Raw genomic sequence first — 16,485 nt, 5'->3', positions numbered from 1 at the left:
CCACTTGTCCCCTATCTTGATGATGGAAGCCACTTTCCGTCCTGTGCGTGTAGCAATCTCGTAGCAATCGAAGCAGAAATGACGGTAAATGTGATGTGTTATTGGTAAGGATCGGTCCAGCCGATTCGACAAGAAATGACTGATTTAAAAGGAAAAATGGCTGCTACGGGCGCTCGTAGGGTATCTGTGGCACCGATGATGGATTGGACTGATCGTCATTGCCGCATGCTTCACCGGCAACTGAGCCGCCATACCTGGCTGTACACGGAGATGGTGACCACCGGCGCGCTGCTCCATGGCGATGTGGCTCGTCATCTCGACTTCGACGCCGCTGAGCAACCCGTGGCCCTGCAACTCGGCGGCAGCGAGCCTGCTGACCTGGCCGCCGCGGCGAAGCTGGGCGAGCAATGGGGGTACGTGGAGGTGAATCTGAACTGCGGCTGCCCTTCCGAGCGGGTGCAGCGCGGTGCATTCGGCGCTTGCCTGATGGCGGAGCCGGAGCTGGTGGCGGATTGCGTGAAGGCGATGCGCGACGCGGTATCGATTCCCGTGACCGTCAAGCATCGCATCGGCATTGACACAATCGAACATTATGACTTTGTTCGCGACTTCGTTGGCACCGTGGCCGATGCGGGGTGCGAGACCTTTATCGTGCATGCGCGCAATGCGATCCTGAAGGGTTTGAGTCCAAAGGAAAATCGCGAGATCCCGCCGCTGCGTTATGAAGTGGCTTACCAACTTAAGCAGGAATTCCCGCATCTCGAGATCCTGATCAATGGCGGCATCGTCACGCACGACGAGATGGACGCACACCTGGCACATGTGGATGGCGTCATGATTGGACGCGAGGCCTATCACCAGCCCTACGTGCTGGCGGAAATGGATGGACGTTTCTACGCCGCGCAGACCCCGGTGCCATCACGGTTGGACGTCGAGCTGGCGATGCAGCGTTATATTGGGGATATCGTCGAGAAGGGCGGCTATATGGGCGCGGTGACACGCCATATGCTGGGCCTGCATCGTGGTATCCATGGTGGCCGCGGCTGGCGGCGGGTTTTGTCGGATGCGCGCCGCATGCACGCGGTGCGCACACGCGCAGCCGTCGACGCCATGTTTGAAGAGGCGCGGGCGCATCTGCTGCAGGGAGGCGCGCCATCCCTCGAGGCGGCTTGAACAAGATCCGCTAGGGTTGGCGGGGGGGATTCCGGATTATCGGGAAGTGTTCGCGTGCGCGGCCAGCAAGCAGGCCTTGATTGCGAATGGATCGCATTTGCGCACTCTGAGCATAATGGGTGTTGAACGCTTGCTGTGGCGTCAGCTGGAATATTTCCTCTAACTTCGAATGCCCTTTTTATGCGAGGGAGCCGCGGGGGGCTGTGATGCGCACTTGATCGTTGTGGCGGGCCGCTTTCCCGCCATGGCAAAGGGATTCCCCTAATTAGTCAGGGAGCCGCAAGTTCTTACACTGTGCTTGCCCTCGAATACAGGGCTTTCTTCAACTGATTGTTCAGCCCGCCTAGTGCGGGCTTTTTTTTATCATGGTAGCTGCGACTGCGTGGTCGACTTCGGTTTACCCGGATGGTACGAACGGCAAACGACAGTTAGATTACCAAAGCCTTCAGGGCAATTGAGATCGCTAATTTAAGAACCCGCGCTGCGGGTTCTTTTTTTTGCTTTTTTCGCCTGTTGCCGCTGGCCGCTTTGGCAGGCACTGCGCACTACTTGTCGCTGGTGCGCGAGACGCCGACATCAATGGTGCCGTATGTGGTGATGCTTGCCTCGCGGCCATCGGCCCCTTGGCTGGCGCATCCAACAAGGGCCACCAGCAGCGCGCATCCCGCCAGCAGTCCCCACAACGTTTGTTTCATGGTCCTTTCCCGGTGTTGCCGCGGAAACAGCATTCTCCATTGGGTATCCGGCGCCGGGTTTAGTTCCTGTCCGGAGGTGACCGATGCAAACCAGCGGCTGCGAGCTCTTGCGGACAAACTAGGCGAAAAGAGGCGGGGAGGAGGAGGGGGTTGCTGCCTTGCGAGCGTCGGACGTCTGGCTTATCCGATGACAAATCGGTGTAGCAGCAACGTCGCAATGGCCGGGCAGGCGAGGACCAGTCCGCCCAGTGCGGGGAATCGTTGCGACCACATACCGATCAGGGCGGGGATGGCCGCAATCGGACCAAGGATATGCATCAGCAAGGAAAGCAGGGTATCGGCGTGGTCGGCGTTCGTGGCCTGCGACACTTCGCTTCCGCTATGCGGGCCAAAGAGTCCGTACGCACTCCCGAACAGAAGGACGACCAGGCAAAGCGTGGCGGCTAGCTTGAGGGTGAGTTTGGTGCTGAAGGACCGCATCGTTGTTCTTTCCACTTGGATTGTGAGCCCCACGGTGTGCCGGGTAGGGCGCTCGGCGCATGCCAAGAATGTTTGTGAAAATAGCGCAAACTGCACCCAAACCGACTGAGACTTTTCTAAGTCAGAATTAAGTCGAATCGAGGCGGCTGACAGCGCACTTGGCGGCGTATGCAATTGTTTGCGGTTTTGCGTGGCCGGGTCGGTGCAAGCATGTTGTCACCCTCCGCCGTTTCTTGGCCCAGATTCGACGCTAGGGCGCATAAGCGGTGGGGCGGTGCACTGGAGTACGGTTTGTGGCGGGGGCGTCATTGCGGAAGACGTCCTGCGTTGGATGCTGGGGGCCGGCGGAGGCCACCAAGACTCCGTGCGCTGGCCAGTTACACCGCGCGGCTGATGACTGGTGGTGTGCACTTTGATCTCCCTTTGCTGTGATCTAGCATGGAACCGTCAGATCTTCCTGGCACGGGTTTGAGGAGATGGTTATGGGAAAGTGTGATTTGGATGGGGAATGTTCCGCAGGGGGGTGTGCCGCCAAGGGCTTGGCCATTGGCGTGCTTGTGCTGGGTGCCTTGCTGGCGTTCGGGTGCCTCTGCTGCGAGCGGCACAAGGCCCGCCGCAACCCTGAATAGACGATTTGAGCGAACTCGTGTGGGCCACGCGACGGGGCCGCGTCATCCCGGCTATCTCATTGTTTGTGAGTTGTGATGCTTTGCTAGCGTAGGCATACGAGCGGATTTGATCTTGGATGTTACTTATGATCAACTTTATTCCTCTCGAAAGATTCGCTCAAGAAAACGCTTGCCAAGGCCGAGGGCGGCGCCTATGATTCGCCCCCTCGCAACACGAAACACCGCTGCAAAGCAGACGGGACAAGGGTTGCGGGGTCGGCAGGGGTGGTTGGCGGCGCGGATGGCGCAGCAAACTGAAGGAAAAAAACCTGTTGACGAAACGATGATCACGCTTCATAATCTCGTTTCTCTGCTGCAGCAAACGCAGCGACGCGGTAAGCAAAGCGAACCGTGGCCAGTTCTTTAACAAACAAACAACCGATAAGTGTGGGCGCTTGATAGCGGATGCGGAAGACTTCGGTCTTTTAGCTTACAAGTTATAAAGTGCTCGCACAGTAAAACATGTTGGTTATGTCTTCGGACGTAACCAGTCAGTTTTCTGAGAGTGAGCGACCGCTCGAAAGAGCGAGGTTCTTCGGAACCACACAGGTATTAAACTGAAGAGTTTGATCCTGGCTCAGATTGAACGCTGGCGGCATGCCTTACACATGCAAGTCGAACGGCAGCACGGGAGCAATCCTGGTGGCGAGTGGCGAACGGGTGAGTAATACATCGGAACGTGCCCTGTCGTGGGGGATAACTAGTCGAAAGATTAGCTAATACCGCATACGACCTGAGGGTGAAAGCGGGGGACCGCAAGGCCTCGCGCGATAGGAGCGGCCGATGTCTGATTAGCTAGTTGGTGGGGTAAAGGCCCACCAAGGCGACGATCAGTAGCTGGTCTGAGAGGACGATCAGCCACACTGGGACTGAGACACGGCCCAGACTCCTACGGGAGGCAGCAGTGGGGAATTTTGGACAATGGGGGCAACCCTGATCCAGCAATGCCGCGTGTGTGAAGAAGGCCTTCGGGTTGTAAAGCACTTTTGTCCGGAAAGAAATCCCCTGCCCTAATACGGCGGGGGGATGACGGTACCGGAAGAATAAGCACCGGCTAACTACGTGCCAGCAGCCGCGGTAATACGTAGGGTGCGAGCGTTAATCGGAATTACTGGGCGTAAAGCGTGCGCAGGCGGTTTTGTAAGACAGGCGTGAAATCCCCGAGCTCAACTTGGGAATGGCGCTTGTGACTGCAAGGCTAGAGTATGTCAGAGGGGGGTAGAATTCCACGTGTAGCAGTGAAATGCGTAGAGATGTGGAGGAATACCGATGGCGAAGGCAGCCCCCTGGGACGTCACTGACGCTCATGCACGAAAGCGTGGGGAGCAAACAGGATTAGATACCCTGGTAGTCCACGCCCTAAACGATGTCAACTAGTTGTTGGGGATTCATTTCTTCAGTAACGTAGCTAACGCGTGAAGTTGACCGCCTGGGGAGTACGGTCGCAAGATTAAAACTCAAAGGAATTGACGGGGACCCGCACAAGCGGTGGATGATGTGGATTAATTCGATGCAACGCGAAAAACCTTACCTACCCTTGACATGCCACTAACGAAGCAGAGATGCATTAGGTGCCCGAAAGGGAAAGTGGACACAGGTGCTGCATGGCTGTCGTCAGCTCGTGTCGTGAGATGTTGGGTTAAGTCCCGCAACGAGCGCAACCCTTGTCTTTAGTTGCTACGCAAGAGCACTCTAGAGAGACTGCCGGTGACAAACCGGAGGAAGGTGGGGATGACGTCAAGTCCTCATGGCCCTTATGGGTAGGGCTTCACACGTCATACAATGGTGCGTACAGAGGGTTGCCAACCCGCGAGGGGGAGCTAATCCCAGAAAACGCATCGTAGTCCGGATCGTAGTCTGCAACTCGACTACGTGAAGCTGGAATCGCTAGTAATCGCGGATCAGCATGCCGCGGTGAATACGTTCCCGGGTCTTGTACACACCGCCCGTCACACCATGGGAGTGGGTTTTGCCAGAAGTAGTTAGCCTAACCGCAAGGAGGGCGATTACCACGGCAGGGTTCATGACTGGGGTGAAGTCGTAACAAGGTAGCCGTATCGGAAGGTGCGGCTGGATCACCTCCTTTCAAGAGCGTGCATCTTAAGTCGAGCGTTCACACTTATCGGTTTGTTTGCTGTTACAGCCAAGGGTCTGTAGCTCAGGTGGTTAGAGCACCGTCTTGATAAGGCGGGGGTCGTAGGTTCAAGTCCTACCAGACCCACCAAGTTATAGACGGTGGTTCGATGTTGAGCTTCCGGCGTCAGTAGTATTTGGGGGATTAGCTCAGCTGGGAGAGCACCTGCTTTGCAAGCAGGGGGTCGTCGGTTCGATCCCGTCATCCTCCACCAATTACCTGGTACCTTGGATTGGTCGTCAAAGGCAAGCGCTTAGGATTGAGCGTTTGCCTTTGGCCTTGGCCAAGACGTTGCGAGACCAAGTCTCGCACGGCTGTTCTTTAACAATATGGGATGTAGTAAAGGTGTCGTGAGCGTTGATGAGACGCTGTAGTAAAAACACGATACCGGGTTGTGATTGTATCAACCGAAATGTATTTAAGTGATCGAAAGATGACTTGGAATACGGCACAAATGCGAGAACTCATCCTGTAGCGAGCACGGCTTGAACGCAAGTTTGAGACACACTCGTTATAGGGTCAAGCGAACAAGTGCATGTGGTGGATGCCTTGGCGATCACAGGCGATGAAGGACGCGGTAGCCTGCGAAAAGCTTCGGGGAGCTGGCAAACAAGCTTTGATCCGGAGATGTCCGAATGGGGAAACCCGGCCCGAATGGGTCATCCCTGACTGAATACATAGGTCAGGGAAGCGAACGCGGCGAACTGAAACATCTAAGTAGCTGCAGGAACAGAAATCAACCGAGATTCCCAGAGTAGTGGCGAACGAAATGGGAAGAGCCTTGTACTCTTTAGCAGCATTGTTAGCAGAACGGGATGGAAAGCCCGGCCCTAGCAGGTGATAGCCCTGTATGCGAAAACAGCGTTGTGGAACTAGGTGTACGACAAGTAGGGCGGGACACGTGAAATCCTGTCTGAAGATGGGGGGACCATCCTCCAAGGCTAAATACTCGTGATCGACCGATAGTGAACCAGTACCGTGAGGGAAAGGCGAAAAGAACCCCGGGAGGGGAGTGAAATAGATCCTGAAACCGCATGCATACAAACAGTCGGAGCCTGGAAACGGGTGACGGCGTACCTTTTGTATAATGGGTCAGCGACTTACATTCAGTGGCAAGCTTAACCGATTAGGGAAGGCGTAGCGAAAGCGAGTCCGAATAGGGCGTTCAGTCGCTGGGTGTAGACCCGAAACCAGACGATCTATCCATGGCCAGGTTGAAGGTGCGGTAACACGTACTGGAGGACCGAACCCACTAACGTTGAAAAGTTAGGGGATGAGCTGTGGATAGGGGTGAAAGGCTAAACAAGTCTGGAAATAGCTGGTTCTCTCCGAAAACTATTTAGGTAGTGCCTCGTGTCTCACCTTCGGGGGTAGAGCACTGTCATGGTTGGGGGGTCTATTGCTGATTACCCCGCCATAGCAAACTCCGAATACCGAAGAGTGCAATCACGGGAGACAGACATCGGGTGCTAACGTCCGGTGTCAAGAGGGAAACAACCCAGACCGCCAGCTAAGGTCCCTAAGATTGGCTAAGTGGGAAACGAAGTGGGAAGGCTAAAACAGTCAGGAGGTTGGCTTAGAAGCAGCCATCCTTTAAAGAAAGCGTAATAGCTCACTGATCGAGTCGTCCTGCGCGGAAGATGTAACGGGGCTAAGCCAGTCACCGAAGCTGCGGATGCGTGCATTCCTTTAAGTGCACCTTGCTTGTCGATGCTGCGCATCGACAAAGCGCCCAACAGAGATCGTTGGGATGCAAGTAGAGTGGATTTAAAGGAGTGCACGCATGGTAGGAGAGCGTTCTGTAAGCCTGTGAAGGTGTCTTGTAAAGGATGCTGGAGGTATCAGAAGTGCGAATGCTGACATGAGTAGCGATAAAGGGGGTGAAAAGCCCCCTCGCCGTAAGCCCAAGGTTTCCTACGCAACGTTCATCGGCGTAGGGTGAGTCGGCCCCTAAGGCGAGGCAGAGATGCGTAGCTGATGGGAAGCAGGTTAATATTCCTGCACCGTCGTATGATGCGATGGGGGGACGGATCGCGGAAGGTTGTCCGGGTGTTGGAAGTCCCGGTCCCTGCATTGGAGAAGGCGCTTAGGCAAATCCGGGCGCGGAATTCAAGGATGTGGGGCGAGCGGCCTAGTGCTGCGAAGCAATTGGAAGTGGTTCCAAGAAAAGCCTCTAAGCTTCAGTCATACGAGACCGTACCGCAAACCGACACAGGTGGGCGAGATGAGTATTCTAAGGCGCTTGAGAGAACTCGGGAGAAGGAACTCGGCAAATTGGTACCGTAACTTCGGGATAAGGTACGCCCTTGTAGCTTGACTGGCCTGCGCCAGGAGGGTGAAGGGGTTGCAATAAAATGGTGGCTGCGACTGTTTAATAAAAACACAGCACTCTGCAAACACGAAAGTGGACGTATAGGGTGTGACGCCTGCCCGGTGCCGGAAGATTAAATGATGGGGTGCAAGCTCTTGATTGAAGTCCCGGTAAACGGCGGCCGTAACTATAACGGTCCTAAGGTAGCGAAATTCCTTGTCGGGTAAGTTCCGACCTGCACGAATGGCGTAACGATGGCCACACTGTCTCCTCCCGAGACTCAGCGAAGTTGAAGTGTTTGTGATGATGCAATCTCCCCGCGGCTAGACGGAAAGACCCCATGAACCTTTACTGTAGCTTTGCATTGGACTTTGAACCGATCTGTGTAGGATAGGTGGGAGGCTTTGAAGCGTGGACGCTAGTCTGCGTGGAGCCGTCCTTGAAATACCACCCTGGTTTGTTTGAGGTTCTAACCTTGGTCCGTGAATCCGGATCGGGGACAGTGCATGGTAGGCAGTTTGACTGGGGCGGTCTCCTCCCAAAGTGTAACGGAGGAGTTCGAAGGTACGCTTGGTACGGTCGGACATCGTACCTAAAGTGCAATGGCAAAAGCGTGCTTAACTGCGAGACCGACAAGTCGAGCAGGTGCGAAAGCAGGACATAGTGATCCGGTGGTTCTGAATGGAAGGGCCATCGCTCAACGGATAAAAGGTACTCTGGGGATAACAGGCTGATACCGCCCAAGAGTTCATATCGACGGCGGTGTTTGGCACCTCGATGTCGGCTCATCTCATCCTGGGGCTGTAGCCGGTCCCAAGGGTATGGCTGTTCGCCATTTAAAGAGGTACGTGAGCTGGGTTTAAAACGTCGTGAGACAGTTTGGTCCCTATCTGCCGTGGGCGTTGGAATCTTGACGGGGGCTGCTCCTAGTACGAGAGGACCGGAGTGGACGTACCGCTGGTGTACCTGTTGTCTCGCCAGAGGCATCGCAGGGTAGCTATGTACGGAAGAGATAACCGCTGAAAGCATCTAAGCGGGAAACTCGCCTGAAGATGAGGATTCCCTGGAGCCTTGAGCTCCTTGAAGGGTCGTTCGAGACCAGGACGTTGATAGGCTGGGTGTGGAAGCGCAGTAATGCGTTAAGCTAACCAGTACTAATTGCCCGTAAGGCTTGATCCTATAACCAGTGTGTTTCTACCTGGTGTGAGTGTCGCGTGCCGCTGCCCAGCAGCTAGGCCGATACGCACAACCCCTACTACATCCCTATTCGCTGCGTTGAGCATTCCTCAGCGCGGCCACCGTTTATGCCTGGTGACCATAGCGAGTTGGAACCACCCCTTCCCATCCCGAACAGGACCGTGAAACGACTCCACGCCGATGATAGTGCGGATACCCGTGTGAAAGTAGGTAATCGCCAGGCTCTCCCTTGAAACCCCCCAGTACGAAAGTACTGGGGGGTTTTGCTTTTATGGCTGCGGTTTGTGGCAACGATTTAGAACGGCTTCAGAAGACAAGCGTGGATCTATTCCGTCGACGGCCGCAGGGTCCGCGTTCCAAGTCTTGCAACGGCGACCACAGCCGTGACATCAGCAGAAGCAGGCTGGTGCCGGCCATATCCACAGCTCCGCAGGTTAAAACGCGTGTCTCTTCACGCCGAGGTGGCACGCACGATGCTGTGCCACAGGCGTCGCCTTCGATGCAGGCCATGGTCAGTCCGGCCGTTCCGGATGAACATCAAGGCAACCGCGGCGTCCGGCAAAAAAGAAGGCCGCCGGCGCGATGGCAAGGCGGTCTACGGGAAGTCTCGTCGGGGTCAGTCAACGAGCAATTGCAATATGCCAAGGGGCGCGGAAGCTTCCTATACGCCGTTGGTGGGGTGAAAACAGGGATCCACATGCGTAGAACAGTGGCGGGTACCGCAGGCTATAGCGCCAACGCACTCGCGTTGGCGCAACAATACGAGCACATTCTGTTCGAGGATGTCCATCGCGACGTTCTGCACCTGTTTCCACATACGCCCAGCGGCATTCTGGACATCGGCGCTGGATCGGGCCGCGATGCAGCCGCGCTTACTCGGTTGGGACATCGCGTTGTGGCTCTGGAACCCACCCTTGAACTGCGTCAAGAGGGGCAGCGTATTCACGCGGCTTTGCCCATTGAATGGGTGGATGACGCGCTGCCGTGCCTATCGGCGATGCGAGCCAGGCGTGAGCATTTTGATCTCATATTGCTAACTGCCGTATGGATGCATCTTGACGCGGCTGAGCGAGCGATTGCAATGCGTGCCATCGCGGAACTGCTGGCGCCGGGCGCTAGTGTCATCATGTCGCTCAGACATGGGCCTATTCCCCATGGTCGAAGGATGTTTGACGTGTCTGCCGATGAGACGCTGGAACTTGGCCGAGCGATCGGCTTGGTTGAACGCTATATCGGGCAGCGCAAGGATACGCAGGGCCGCGACTCGGTCTCCTGGAGCGTGATTGCATTGCAGATGGGGTAGCCGACGAACTGCTCAGGGATGCGCGGATTGGCCATGTTAGGATCTCAGCGAGGCTCTGGGAGATGGCCATGGTTCAAAAGTTATTCTACGAACTACCCGCGGACGAGCGTGAGAATTTCGAGTCCGCTTGCGCGCGGCACGGATTTGTACCAGAGGATTTCGATGTCGCAGCAGAGGAGGGCACTCCGCTGGCCGACAGCCTGAATCACACGCTGCGGGAAATCACCGTCACCCGTGTAATCGGAAGCGAAGTTCGGCGCTATCCAGACGGGGCGGGGTCTTCGTGGATAGCGGCGTTCGAGCAAGACCTGCTGCAGGATGTCTTTGGCTTCCCTCTTGCCGATTAGTTGGTTTTTCACTTTGAGGCAATGAAGGCCTTATAGGCAGAATTAAAATATCTTTATCCAAATTCGATGCCAATATTCGTTGCTGGACACGCCGGCGCGCCCAAGAGTCAGTGCATCACTCACGTCTCCAGGCAACGAGTATCGGGCGGGGGCATTGCAGTGCACAGCTACTGTGCGGATTCGCAGTGAATCCGAATGCGAGCGTAGAAAGCAGAGCGCCGAATTGTCAACGGATGGTTTCGCCGGGCAAGAACGTGTGATGGGATTGCGGGGGGAGGGTAGGAGCGCGCGGCGCACATGGGCGGCCCGGCATAGCGATACCTCTGCTTGCGTTGCGAGCTTGGGTCGCAATGCCCTTGATCCGAATTACCGCTGCGGGACCTTTCAACGTGCGTTGAGTCCACAAACAAAAACAGCGACTTGGCTAAGTCGCTGTTTTGTAAAGAAAATTCTTGGGGTGGCTGATGGGACTCGAACCCACGACGACAGGAATCACAATCCTGGACTCTACCAACTGAGCTACAGCCACCGTCGATGTCGTTCTGCTTGGTGCCGAACGACGAAGAACAAGATCATACAATGCCAAGAGCAGGATGGCTAGTACTCTGCACAAATTTTTTTCAGTGCCACCTGCTTAACCAGCCAGCTTGGAGGATTCCTCCAACTCGAGCATTCGGCAGATGGCGGCCATGCTGCCAACCATGGTGCGTCGTTGTGCGCCCTGGTAGATGCGTACGCCTTTGGACTGGCGGAAGGGCACGGGCTTGACGGGGCGGCGGGCGGAGAGGCGGTTGGCTGGCAGCATGGCTACACCTGGTGACTTGCAACAACAGTTAGCGGTACCCGCTACGCGGGTGCGTTGGCACAATCGGGTGTCGGCTTGTACGGGGTTCGCCCGCCTCAGCCGCACTCGTCAGAAGGCGCCGGGGCGGATGAGACCGACAGCGATGCCTTCTAGTGAGAACTCTTCACGGCCGGCTTGCACGATGATGCTGGGGAAGTCGGGGTTCTCGGCGATCAGCTCGATGGTGTCGCCGCGGCGGTTGAGGCGTTTGACGGTGACGTCGTCGCCCAGGCGCGCTACAACGATCTTGCCGTTGGCGGCTTCGCTGGCGCGCTTGACGGCGAGCAGGTCGCCATCGAGGATGCCGGCGTCGCGCATGCTGAGACCACGCACCCGCAGGAGGTAATCGGGCTGCACGTCGAACACCGAGGCGTCGACCTGGTATTGGCGGTCGATGTGTTCGGCGGCGAGGATCGGGCTGCCGGCTGCGACGCGCCCTACCAATGGCAGGGTTAGCTGCATGACGCCCGCCATAGGCAGCGAGAACTGGTCGGGTAGCTCGGAGTCGCTGCGGGAGACCTTGAGGCGAATGCCGCGTGAGGCGCCGGGGGTGAGCTCGATCACGCCTTTGCGGGCCAGGGCACGTAAATGTTCCTCGGCTGCATTGGGTGAGGAGAAGCCGAACTTGGCGGCGATCTCTGCGCGCGTGGGCGGGAAGCCCGTGTGCTGGAGGCTGCTGCGGATCAAGTCGAAAATCTGCTGCTGTCGCGGTGTCAGGGTCGCCATGGTCGCCGGTGTTTGAAAGCACTGTATGTTTAAACAGTATGCTGTGATTTTATACAGTATCGAGTGAAGTGCAAGCGGAATTTTTGGGAGTTTGCGCATTGACAGGTGCGTCCCACGGGTCTTGGCGCGTGCCGTGGCGGGTGGGCGGAGGGTTACAATCCGCGGCACTGAAGCGTCTTGCGTTGCGTACTGTTCAACTTTTCTGGCTCCCGGCCACGGTCCCACTTTCCCACTTTCCCACTTTCCCACTTTCCCGCCATGTCTCTCCTGCCTCGTGTCGTCGTGCTCGCTACCGGTGGCACCATTGCCGGTTCGTCGTCCAACCCAGCCAGCAGCGCGAAGTACCAGGCGGCGACGGTGCCGGTGACGGCGCTGCTCGACGCGGTGCCGGCGCTGGGGGCGGTGGCGCGGATCGAGGCCGAGCAGGTTGCGCAGGTGGATAGCAAGGACATGTCGTTCGCGCTCTGGTCCAGGCTGGTGGGGCGCGTGGCGTACTGGTCCGCGCAGCCCGATGTGTCGGGCATTGTCATTACGCACGGCACCGATACCCTGGAGGAGACGGCCATGCTGCTGCACCTGGCTTGCGTGGGTACGGTGCCGGTTGTGCTGACGGCTGCAATGCGGCCGTCGACCTCGTTGTCGGCGGATGGTCCGTTGAACCTGCTGGATGCGGTGCGCGTAGCGGCGGATGCCGGCGCGACGGCGAAGGGCGTGCTGCTGGTGATCAATCAGGAGATTCACGCAGGGCGCGATGTGATGAAGGCGCACACGTCGGCGGTGAATGCGTTTGTGTCGCCGGTAACCGGGCCGATTGGTTTTGTCCAGGACAACCTCGTGCGCTTTGTGCGCACCCCCGGCCGCTTGCCGGCCAAGGCCTGGCCGGTTCCAGGTGCATGGCCGCAGGTCGAGATCGTGGCTAGCTATGCGGAACCGGGCCGGATCGTGGTGGATGCCTTGGCGCAGGCGGGCGTGTCGGGCCTGGTCGTGGCGGCCGCTGGCAACGGGTCGGTCCACCAGTCGCTGGTGGAGGCGCTAACTGATGCTGCCAGCGCCGGCGTGGCAGTGGTGCGCAGTTCGCGCACCGGGGCGGGGCATGTGGCGATTCCAGCGCCTCCCAAGCCGGCCGCGGGCGTTTTTGTTTCGGCCGGCGACCTCAATCCTTATAAAGCGCGCGTGCTCCTGGCGCTGGCTCTGGCCGCGGAGCCAGGACTGGCAAAGGATCCGGCGGCGCTGCAGGCGCTATTCACCGAAAACTGAGGCGGCTTGCTCCCGATAGCAAAAGCACGCTATACTCTAAGGCTATTCAACCTTGCTGCACCGGACATGGCGCTCGGGCAGCTTATCCAAAAGGAGCGTCAATGCGTCATTACGAAATCGTATTTATCGTCCATCCGGACCAGAGCGAACAAGTCCCGGCCATGATCGAGCGTTACAAGACGCTGGTCACGTCCCAGGAAGGCCAGATCCACCGCGTGGAAGACTGGGGTCGCCGTCAGATGGCCTACATGATCCAGAAGCTGGCCAAGGCTCATTACGTTTGCCTGAACATCGAATGCGGCAAGGAAACCCTGGCTGAACTCGAACACGCGTTCAAGTTCAACGATGCAGTGCTGCGCCACCTCATCGTTCAGACCAAGAAGGCTGAAACCGCACCGTCCCCGATGATGAAGGAAGTGCAGCGCGAAGAAGCTCGCAAGGCCGCGCAACAGACCAGCGAAGTCCAGGCCGCCTAAGTGCGGACTGTTGTGGTTGCCGCCGGCGTTGATCGCCGCGGCGGCAAGTGCGGGCATCGGTGCGGGAGAGTGCGTTGAACCAGTTAAGGCTCTGCGCAACGCTCGCGGAACGCGATGCCTTGCGTTACACCCCGGCCGGGGTCCCCGTGGTCAACTGCATCTTGCAGTACGCGGGCGAGACGGTCGAGGCGCAAACGCCCAGGCAGGTGGAGTTCGCCATCGCCGCCATGGGAATTGGTCAGATCGGCCAGCGGCTTGAGCGTACCCCGCTCGGCGCGATGCTCGACTGCGAAGGATTCCTGGCCCGCAGGCACCGCAACAGCAAGGCTCTCGTCTTTCACATCACTGGATGTAAAGCATTCGAAAAGGATTGAATCATGGCATTCGTCAAACGTGACAACAAGAACAAGAAGCGCTTCCAACAGCAAAACCCGCTGTTCAAGCGCAAGCGCTTCTGCCGCTTCACCGTGGCTGGCGTGGAACAGATCGACTACAAGGATCTGGACACCCTGAAGGATTTCATCGGCGACAACGGCAAGATCACGCCGGCCCGCCTGACCGGCACCAAGGCGCACTATCAGCGTCAGCTCGACACGGCCATCAAGCGCGCGCGTTTCCTCGCGCTGATGCCCTACACCGACCTGCACAAGAACTGATCGGCCTTAGGTCCGTTAAGGAGAAAACACGATGCAAATTATTCTGCTTGAAAAAGTCATCAACCTGGGCAACCTGGGTGACATCGTTCGCGTGAAGGACGGCTACGCCCGTAACTTCCTGATCCCGAACAAGAAGGCCCGCCGCGCTACCCAGACCGCTATCAGCGAGTTCGAAGTCAAGCGCGCCGAACTGGAAAAGGCAGCCGCTGAAAAGCTGGCAGCTTCGCAAGCCGAAGGCGAAAAGCTGAATGGCCTGACCGTGCAGATCACCCAGAAGTCGGGTGTGGACGGCCGCCTGTTCGGCTCGGTGACCAACGCCGACATCGCTGAAGCTCTGGCTGGCCAAGGCTTCAAGGTCGAGAAGGCGCAAGTGCGCCTGCCGAATGGTCCGCTGAAGGTTGTTGGCGACCACCCGGTCAGCGTCTCGCTGCACACCGACGTGCTGGTCGACGTGACGGTTTCCGTCCTGGGCGAACACGCCTAAGCATCGGCCTTGCTGCCGGTTCCCACTTGTCCTTCGGGCTGGTGGGAGCCGGATGCCAGCGCCGCTTGCTTGACCAAACAAAAAGGCAGGAGCATCGCGCTCCTGCCTTTTTGTTTGGCCGCGCCCCTTGCTTGCCTGATCGGCGTATTGGCTGATTGCTACAGGGCGGGGCCGGTTGTCCCGCCATCACATGGCAGGATGCCCCAGCAGCCGGCTGCGAATTCTCCGCCGGCTCGCTGGCGCCGACCGTTATAATCCCCCCCTATGAACGCGCCTGTCGCAGACCCCCAACTAGACAATCTCAAGGTACCGCCGCATTCCATCGAGGCCGAGCAATCGGTGCTGGGTGGCCTGCTGCTGGACAACGCCGCCTGGGACCGTATCGCCGACTTCCTGAACGAAGCCGATTTCTATCGCTTCGATCACCGGATGATCTTCCAGAGCATCTCCCGGTTGATCGCCGCCACCAAGCCCGCCGACGTCATCACCGTCTACGAGTCGCTGCAAGGCGCTGGCAAGGCGGAAGAGGTGGGCGGCCTGGCCTATCTGAATTCCCTGGCGCAGAACACGCCTAGCGCGGCTAATATCCGCCGCTATGCGGAGATCGTGCGCGAGCGCTCGGTGCTGCGCAAGCTGGTGACCGTGGCCGACGATATCGCTACGGCGGCCTTCGCCCCCAAAGGGCGCGAGGTGCGGGAACTGCTCGACGAGGCGGAATCCAAGGTGTTCGCCATCGCCGAGGAAGGCTCGCGCGGGCAGAAGGGGTTCCAGGAAATCCAGCCGCTGCTGACCCAGGTGGTCGAGCGCATCGACGAGCTGTACCACCGTGACTCGAGCACCGACGTCACCGGCGTGCCTACCGGCTTTATCGACTTGGACCGCATGACCAGTGGCATGCAGGCCGGCGACCTGATCATCGTGGCGGGGCGCCCCTCCATGGGTAAGACCGCTTTCTCGCTGAATATCGGCGAGCACGTGGCGGTGGAGCAGGGCCTGCCGGTGGCTGTGTTCTCGATGGAAATGGCAGGCACGCAGCTGGCCATGCGTATGCTGGGCTCGGTCGGCCGGCTTGACCAGCACCGCCTGCGTACCGGCCGTCTGCTCGACGAAGACTGGCCGCGGCTCACGCACGCCATCCAGCGCATGAACGATGCGCAATTGTTCATCGACGAAACACCGGCGCTGAGCTCGATGGAGCTGCGCGCCCGTTCGCGCCGGCTGGCGCGCCAGTGCGGCCAGCTCGGACTGATCGTCATCGACTACCTGCAGCTGATGTCGGGCTCGGGCGGCGGTGAAAACCGCGCTACCGAAATCTCGGAAATCTCGCGCTCGCTCAAGGGCCTGGCCAAGGAACTCAACTGTCCGGTGATTGCACTGTCGCAGCTGAACCGAAGCCTGGAACAGCGCCCGAACAAGCGCCCGGTGATGTCCGACTTGCGCGAATCCGGCGCTATCGAGCAGGATGCCGACGTGATCCTGTTTATTTACCGCGATGAGGTCTACAACCCCGATTCGCAGGACAAGGGCACGTCCGAGATCATCATCGGCAAGCAGCGTAATGGCCCAATTGGCACCGTACGGCTGACGTTCCTGGGCCAGTTCACCAAGTTCGACAACTTCAGCGGTGGCCCCGCCTTCTTCGACAACGACAACTGAAGCCAGTCTTGGCGCGGCTTGCCGGGCATCGTGGCTCGGTGGCCACAGTTGATCGTGCTTGCCGCATGTCAAAGTCCC

13 protein-coding genes, 3 tRNA genes and 3 rRNA genes are annotated in these 16,485 nt (G+C 58.2%); 14 read left to right on the top strand and 5 right to left on the bottom strand.

Going from position 1 to position 16,485, the window contains the following annotated elements; translation table 11 throughout:
• Positions 1–135 precede the first annotated feature (135 nt).
• The gene (gene dusA / locus ACX12D_RS11595) at positions 136–1,173 is read left to right on the top strand and encodes a tRNA dihydrouridine(20/20a) synthase DusA (protein WP_459371252.1); all 1,038 of its coding nucleotides are present in this window, start codon (positions 136–138) and stop codon (positions 1,171–1,173) included.
• Positions 1,174–1,718: 545 nt separating this feature from the next.
• Here the strand turns inward: dusA and ACX12D_RS11590 are convergent.
• Together ACX12D_RS11590 and ACX12D_RS11585 are read right to left on the bottom strand one after the other, a co-directional pair.
• Complete coding sequence (locus ACX12D_RS11590; RefSeq protein WP_441641413.1) at positions 1,719–1,868, bottom strand: hypothetical protein; 150 nt, start codon at positions 1,866–1,868, stop codon at positions 1,719–1,721.
• A gap of 180 nt (positions 1,869–2,048) precedes the next feature.
• Entirely contained in the window at positions 2,049–2,348 is a 300-nt protein-coding gene (locus ACX12D_RS11585) for a hypothetical protein (RefSeq protein ID WP_459371251.1), read from the bottom strand.
• Positions 2,349–3,570: 1,222 nt separating this feature from the next.
• On the opposite strand from ACX12D_RS11585, the gene ACX12D_RS11580 reads away from it, so the two are divergent.
• From ACX12D_RS11580 to ACX12D_RS11550, 7 genes are all read left to right on the top strand, one after another.
• Positions 3,571–5,102, top strand: a 16S ribosomal RNA gene (locus ACX12D_RS11580).
• A 61-nt stretch (positions 5,103–5,163) separates the two neighbouring features.
• A tRNA-Ile gene (locus tag ACX12D_RS11575) sits at positions 5,164–5,240 on the top strand.
• A 48-nt stretch (positions 5,241–5,288) separates the two neighbouring features.
• Positions 5,289–5,364, top strand: a tRNA-Ala gene (locus ACX12D_RS11570).
• 303 nt (positions 5,365–5,667) lie between these two features.
• Positions 5,668–8,640: ribosomal RNA gene (locus ACX12D_RS11565) — 23S ribosomal RNA — on the top strand.
• Between the two features lie 128 nt (positions 8,641–8,768).
• Positions 8,769–8,881 (top strand): 5S ribosomal RNA (gene rrf, locus ACX12D_RS11560).
• Together the 16S, 23S and 5S rRNA genes with 2 tRNA genes alongside form the textbook arrangement of a ribosomal RNA operon.
• 474 nt (positions 8,882–9,355) lie before the next feature.
• Complete coding sequence (locus ACX12D_RS11555) at positions 9,356–9,961, top strand: class I SAM-dependent methyltransferase (RefSeq protein ID WP_459374002.1); 606 nt, start codon at positions 9,356–9,358, stop codon at positions 9,959–9,961.
• Between the two features lie 68 nt (positions 9,962–10,029).
• Positions 10,030–10,308 carry a hypothetical protein gene (locus ACX12D_RS11550; RefSeq protein ID WP_459371250.1) on the top strand — a complete coding sequence of 93 codons (279 nt, stop codon included), beginning with the start codon at positions 10,030–10,032 and terminating at the stop codon, positions 10,306–10,308.
• 453 nt (positions 10,309–10,761) lie between these two features.
• Here ACX12D_RS11550 and ACX12D_RS11545 read toward each other — a convergent pair.
• The 3 genes from ACX12D_RS11545 to lexA form a co-directional block, all read right to left on the bottom strand.
• Positions 10,762–10,837, bottom strand: a tRNA-His gene (locus tag ACX12D_RS11545).
• 105 nt (positions 10,838–10,942) lie between these two features.
• The gene (locus ACX12D_RS11540) at positions 10,943–11,113 is read right to left on the bottom strand and encodes a hypothetical protein (RefSeq protein WP_170301734.1); all 171 of its coding nucleotides are present in this window, start codon (positions 11,111–11,113) and stop codon (positions 10,943–10,945) included.
• A 108-nt stretch (positions 11,114–11,221) separates the two neighbouring features.
• Positions 11,222–11,878 (bottom strand): transcriptional repressor LexA, encoded by a 657-nt coding sequence (lexA, locus tag ACX12D_RS11535; RefSeq protein WP_006163593.1) that lies wholly within the window; start codon positions 11,876–11,878, stop codon positions 11,222–11,224.
• Between the two features lie 258 nt (positions 11,879–12,136).
• On the opposite strand from lexA, the gene ACX12D_RS11530 reads away from it, so the two are divergent.
• The 6 genes from ACX12D_RS11530 (at position 12,137) to ACX12D_RS11505 (ending at position 16,407) form a co-directional block, all read left to right on the top strand.
• Positions 12,137–13,135, top strand: a complete 999-nt coding sequence (locus ACX12D_RS11530; RefSeq protein ID WP_459371249.1) for an asparaginase — start codon at positions 12,137–12,139, stop codon at positions 13,133–13,135.
• Positions 13,136–13,236: 101 nt separating this feature from the next.
• Complete coding sequence (gene rpsF / locus ACX12D_RS11525) at positions 13,237–13,611, top strand: 30S ribosomal protein S6 (protein ID WP_006163598.1); 375 nt, start codon at positions 13,237–13,239, stop codon at positions 13,609–13,611.
• A gap of 74 nt (positions 13,612–13,685) precedes the next feature.
• Positions 13,686–13,985, top strand: a complete 300-nt coding sequence (gene priB, locus ACX12D_RS11520) for a primosomal replication protein N (protein WP_043352030.1) — start codon at positions 13,686–13,688, stop codon at positions 13,983–13,985.
• Positions 13,986–13,988: 3 nt separating this feature from the next.
• A complete protein-coding gene (gene rpsR / locus ACX12D_RS11515) occupies positions 13,989–14,267 on the top strand; it encodes a 30S ribosomal protein S18 (RefSeq protein WP_006163606.1) in 279 nt (92 codons plus the stop codon).
• Positions 14,268–14,298: 31 nt separating this feature from the next.
• Complete coding sequence (gene rplI / locus ACX12D_RS11510) at positions 14,299–14,751, top strand: 50S ribosomal protein L9 (protein ID WP_150983655.1); 453 nt, start codon at positions 14,299–14,301, stop codon at positions 14,749–14,751.
• Between the two features lie 264 nt (positions 14,752–15,015).
• Positions 15,016–16,407: a replicative DNA helicase gene (locus ACX12D_RS11505; RefSeq protein ID WP_043347242.1), complete on the top strand. Its 1,392-nt coding sequence runs from the start codon at positions 15,016–15,018 to the stop codon at positions 16,405–16,407.
• Positions 16,408–16,485: the final 78 nt, after the last annotated feature.

It is taken from the genome of Cupriavidus sp. PET2-C1 (genome assembly GCF_054515855.1).
Note: the sequence above shows the minus strand (reverse complement) of the source record. Positions and strands in the feature narration are given on the sequence as shown.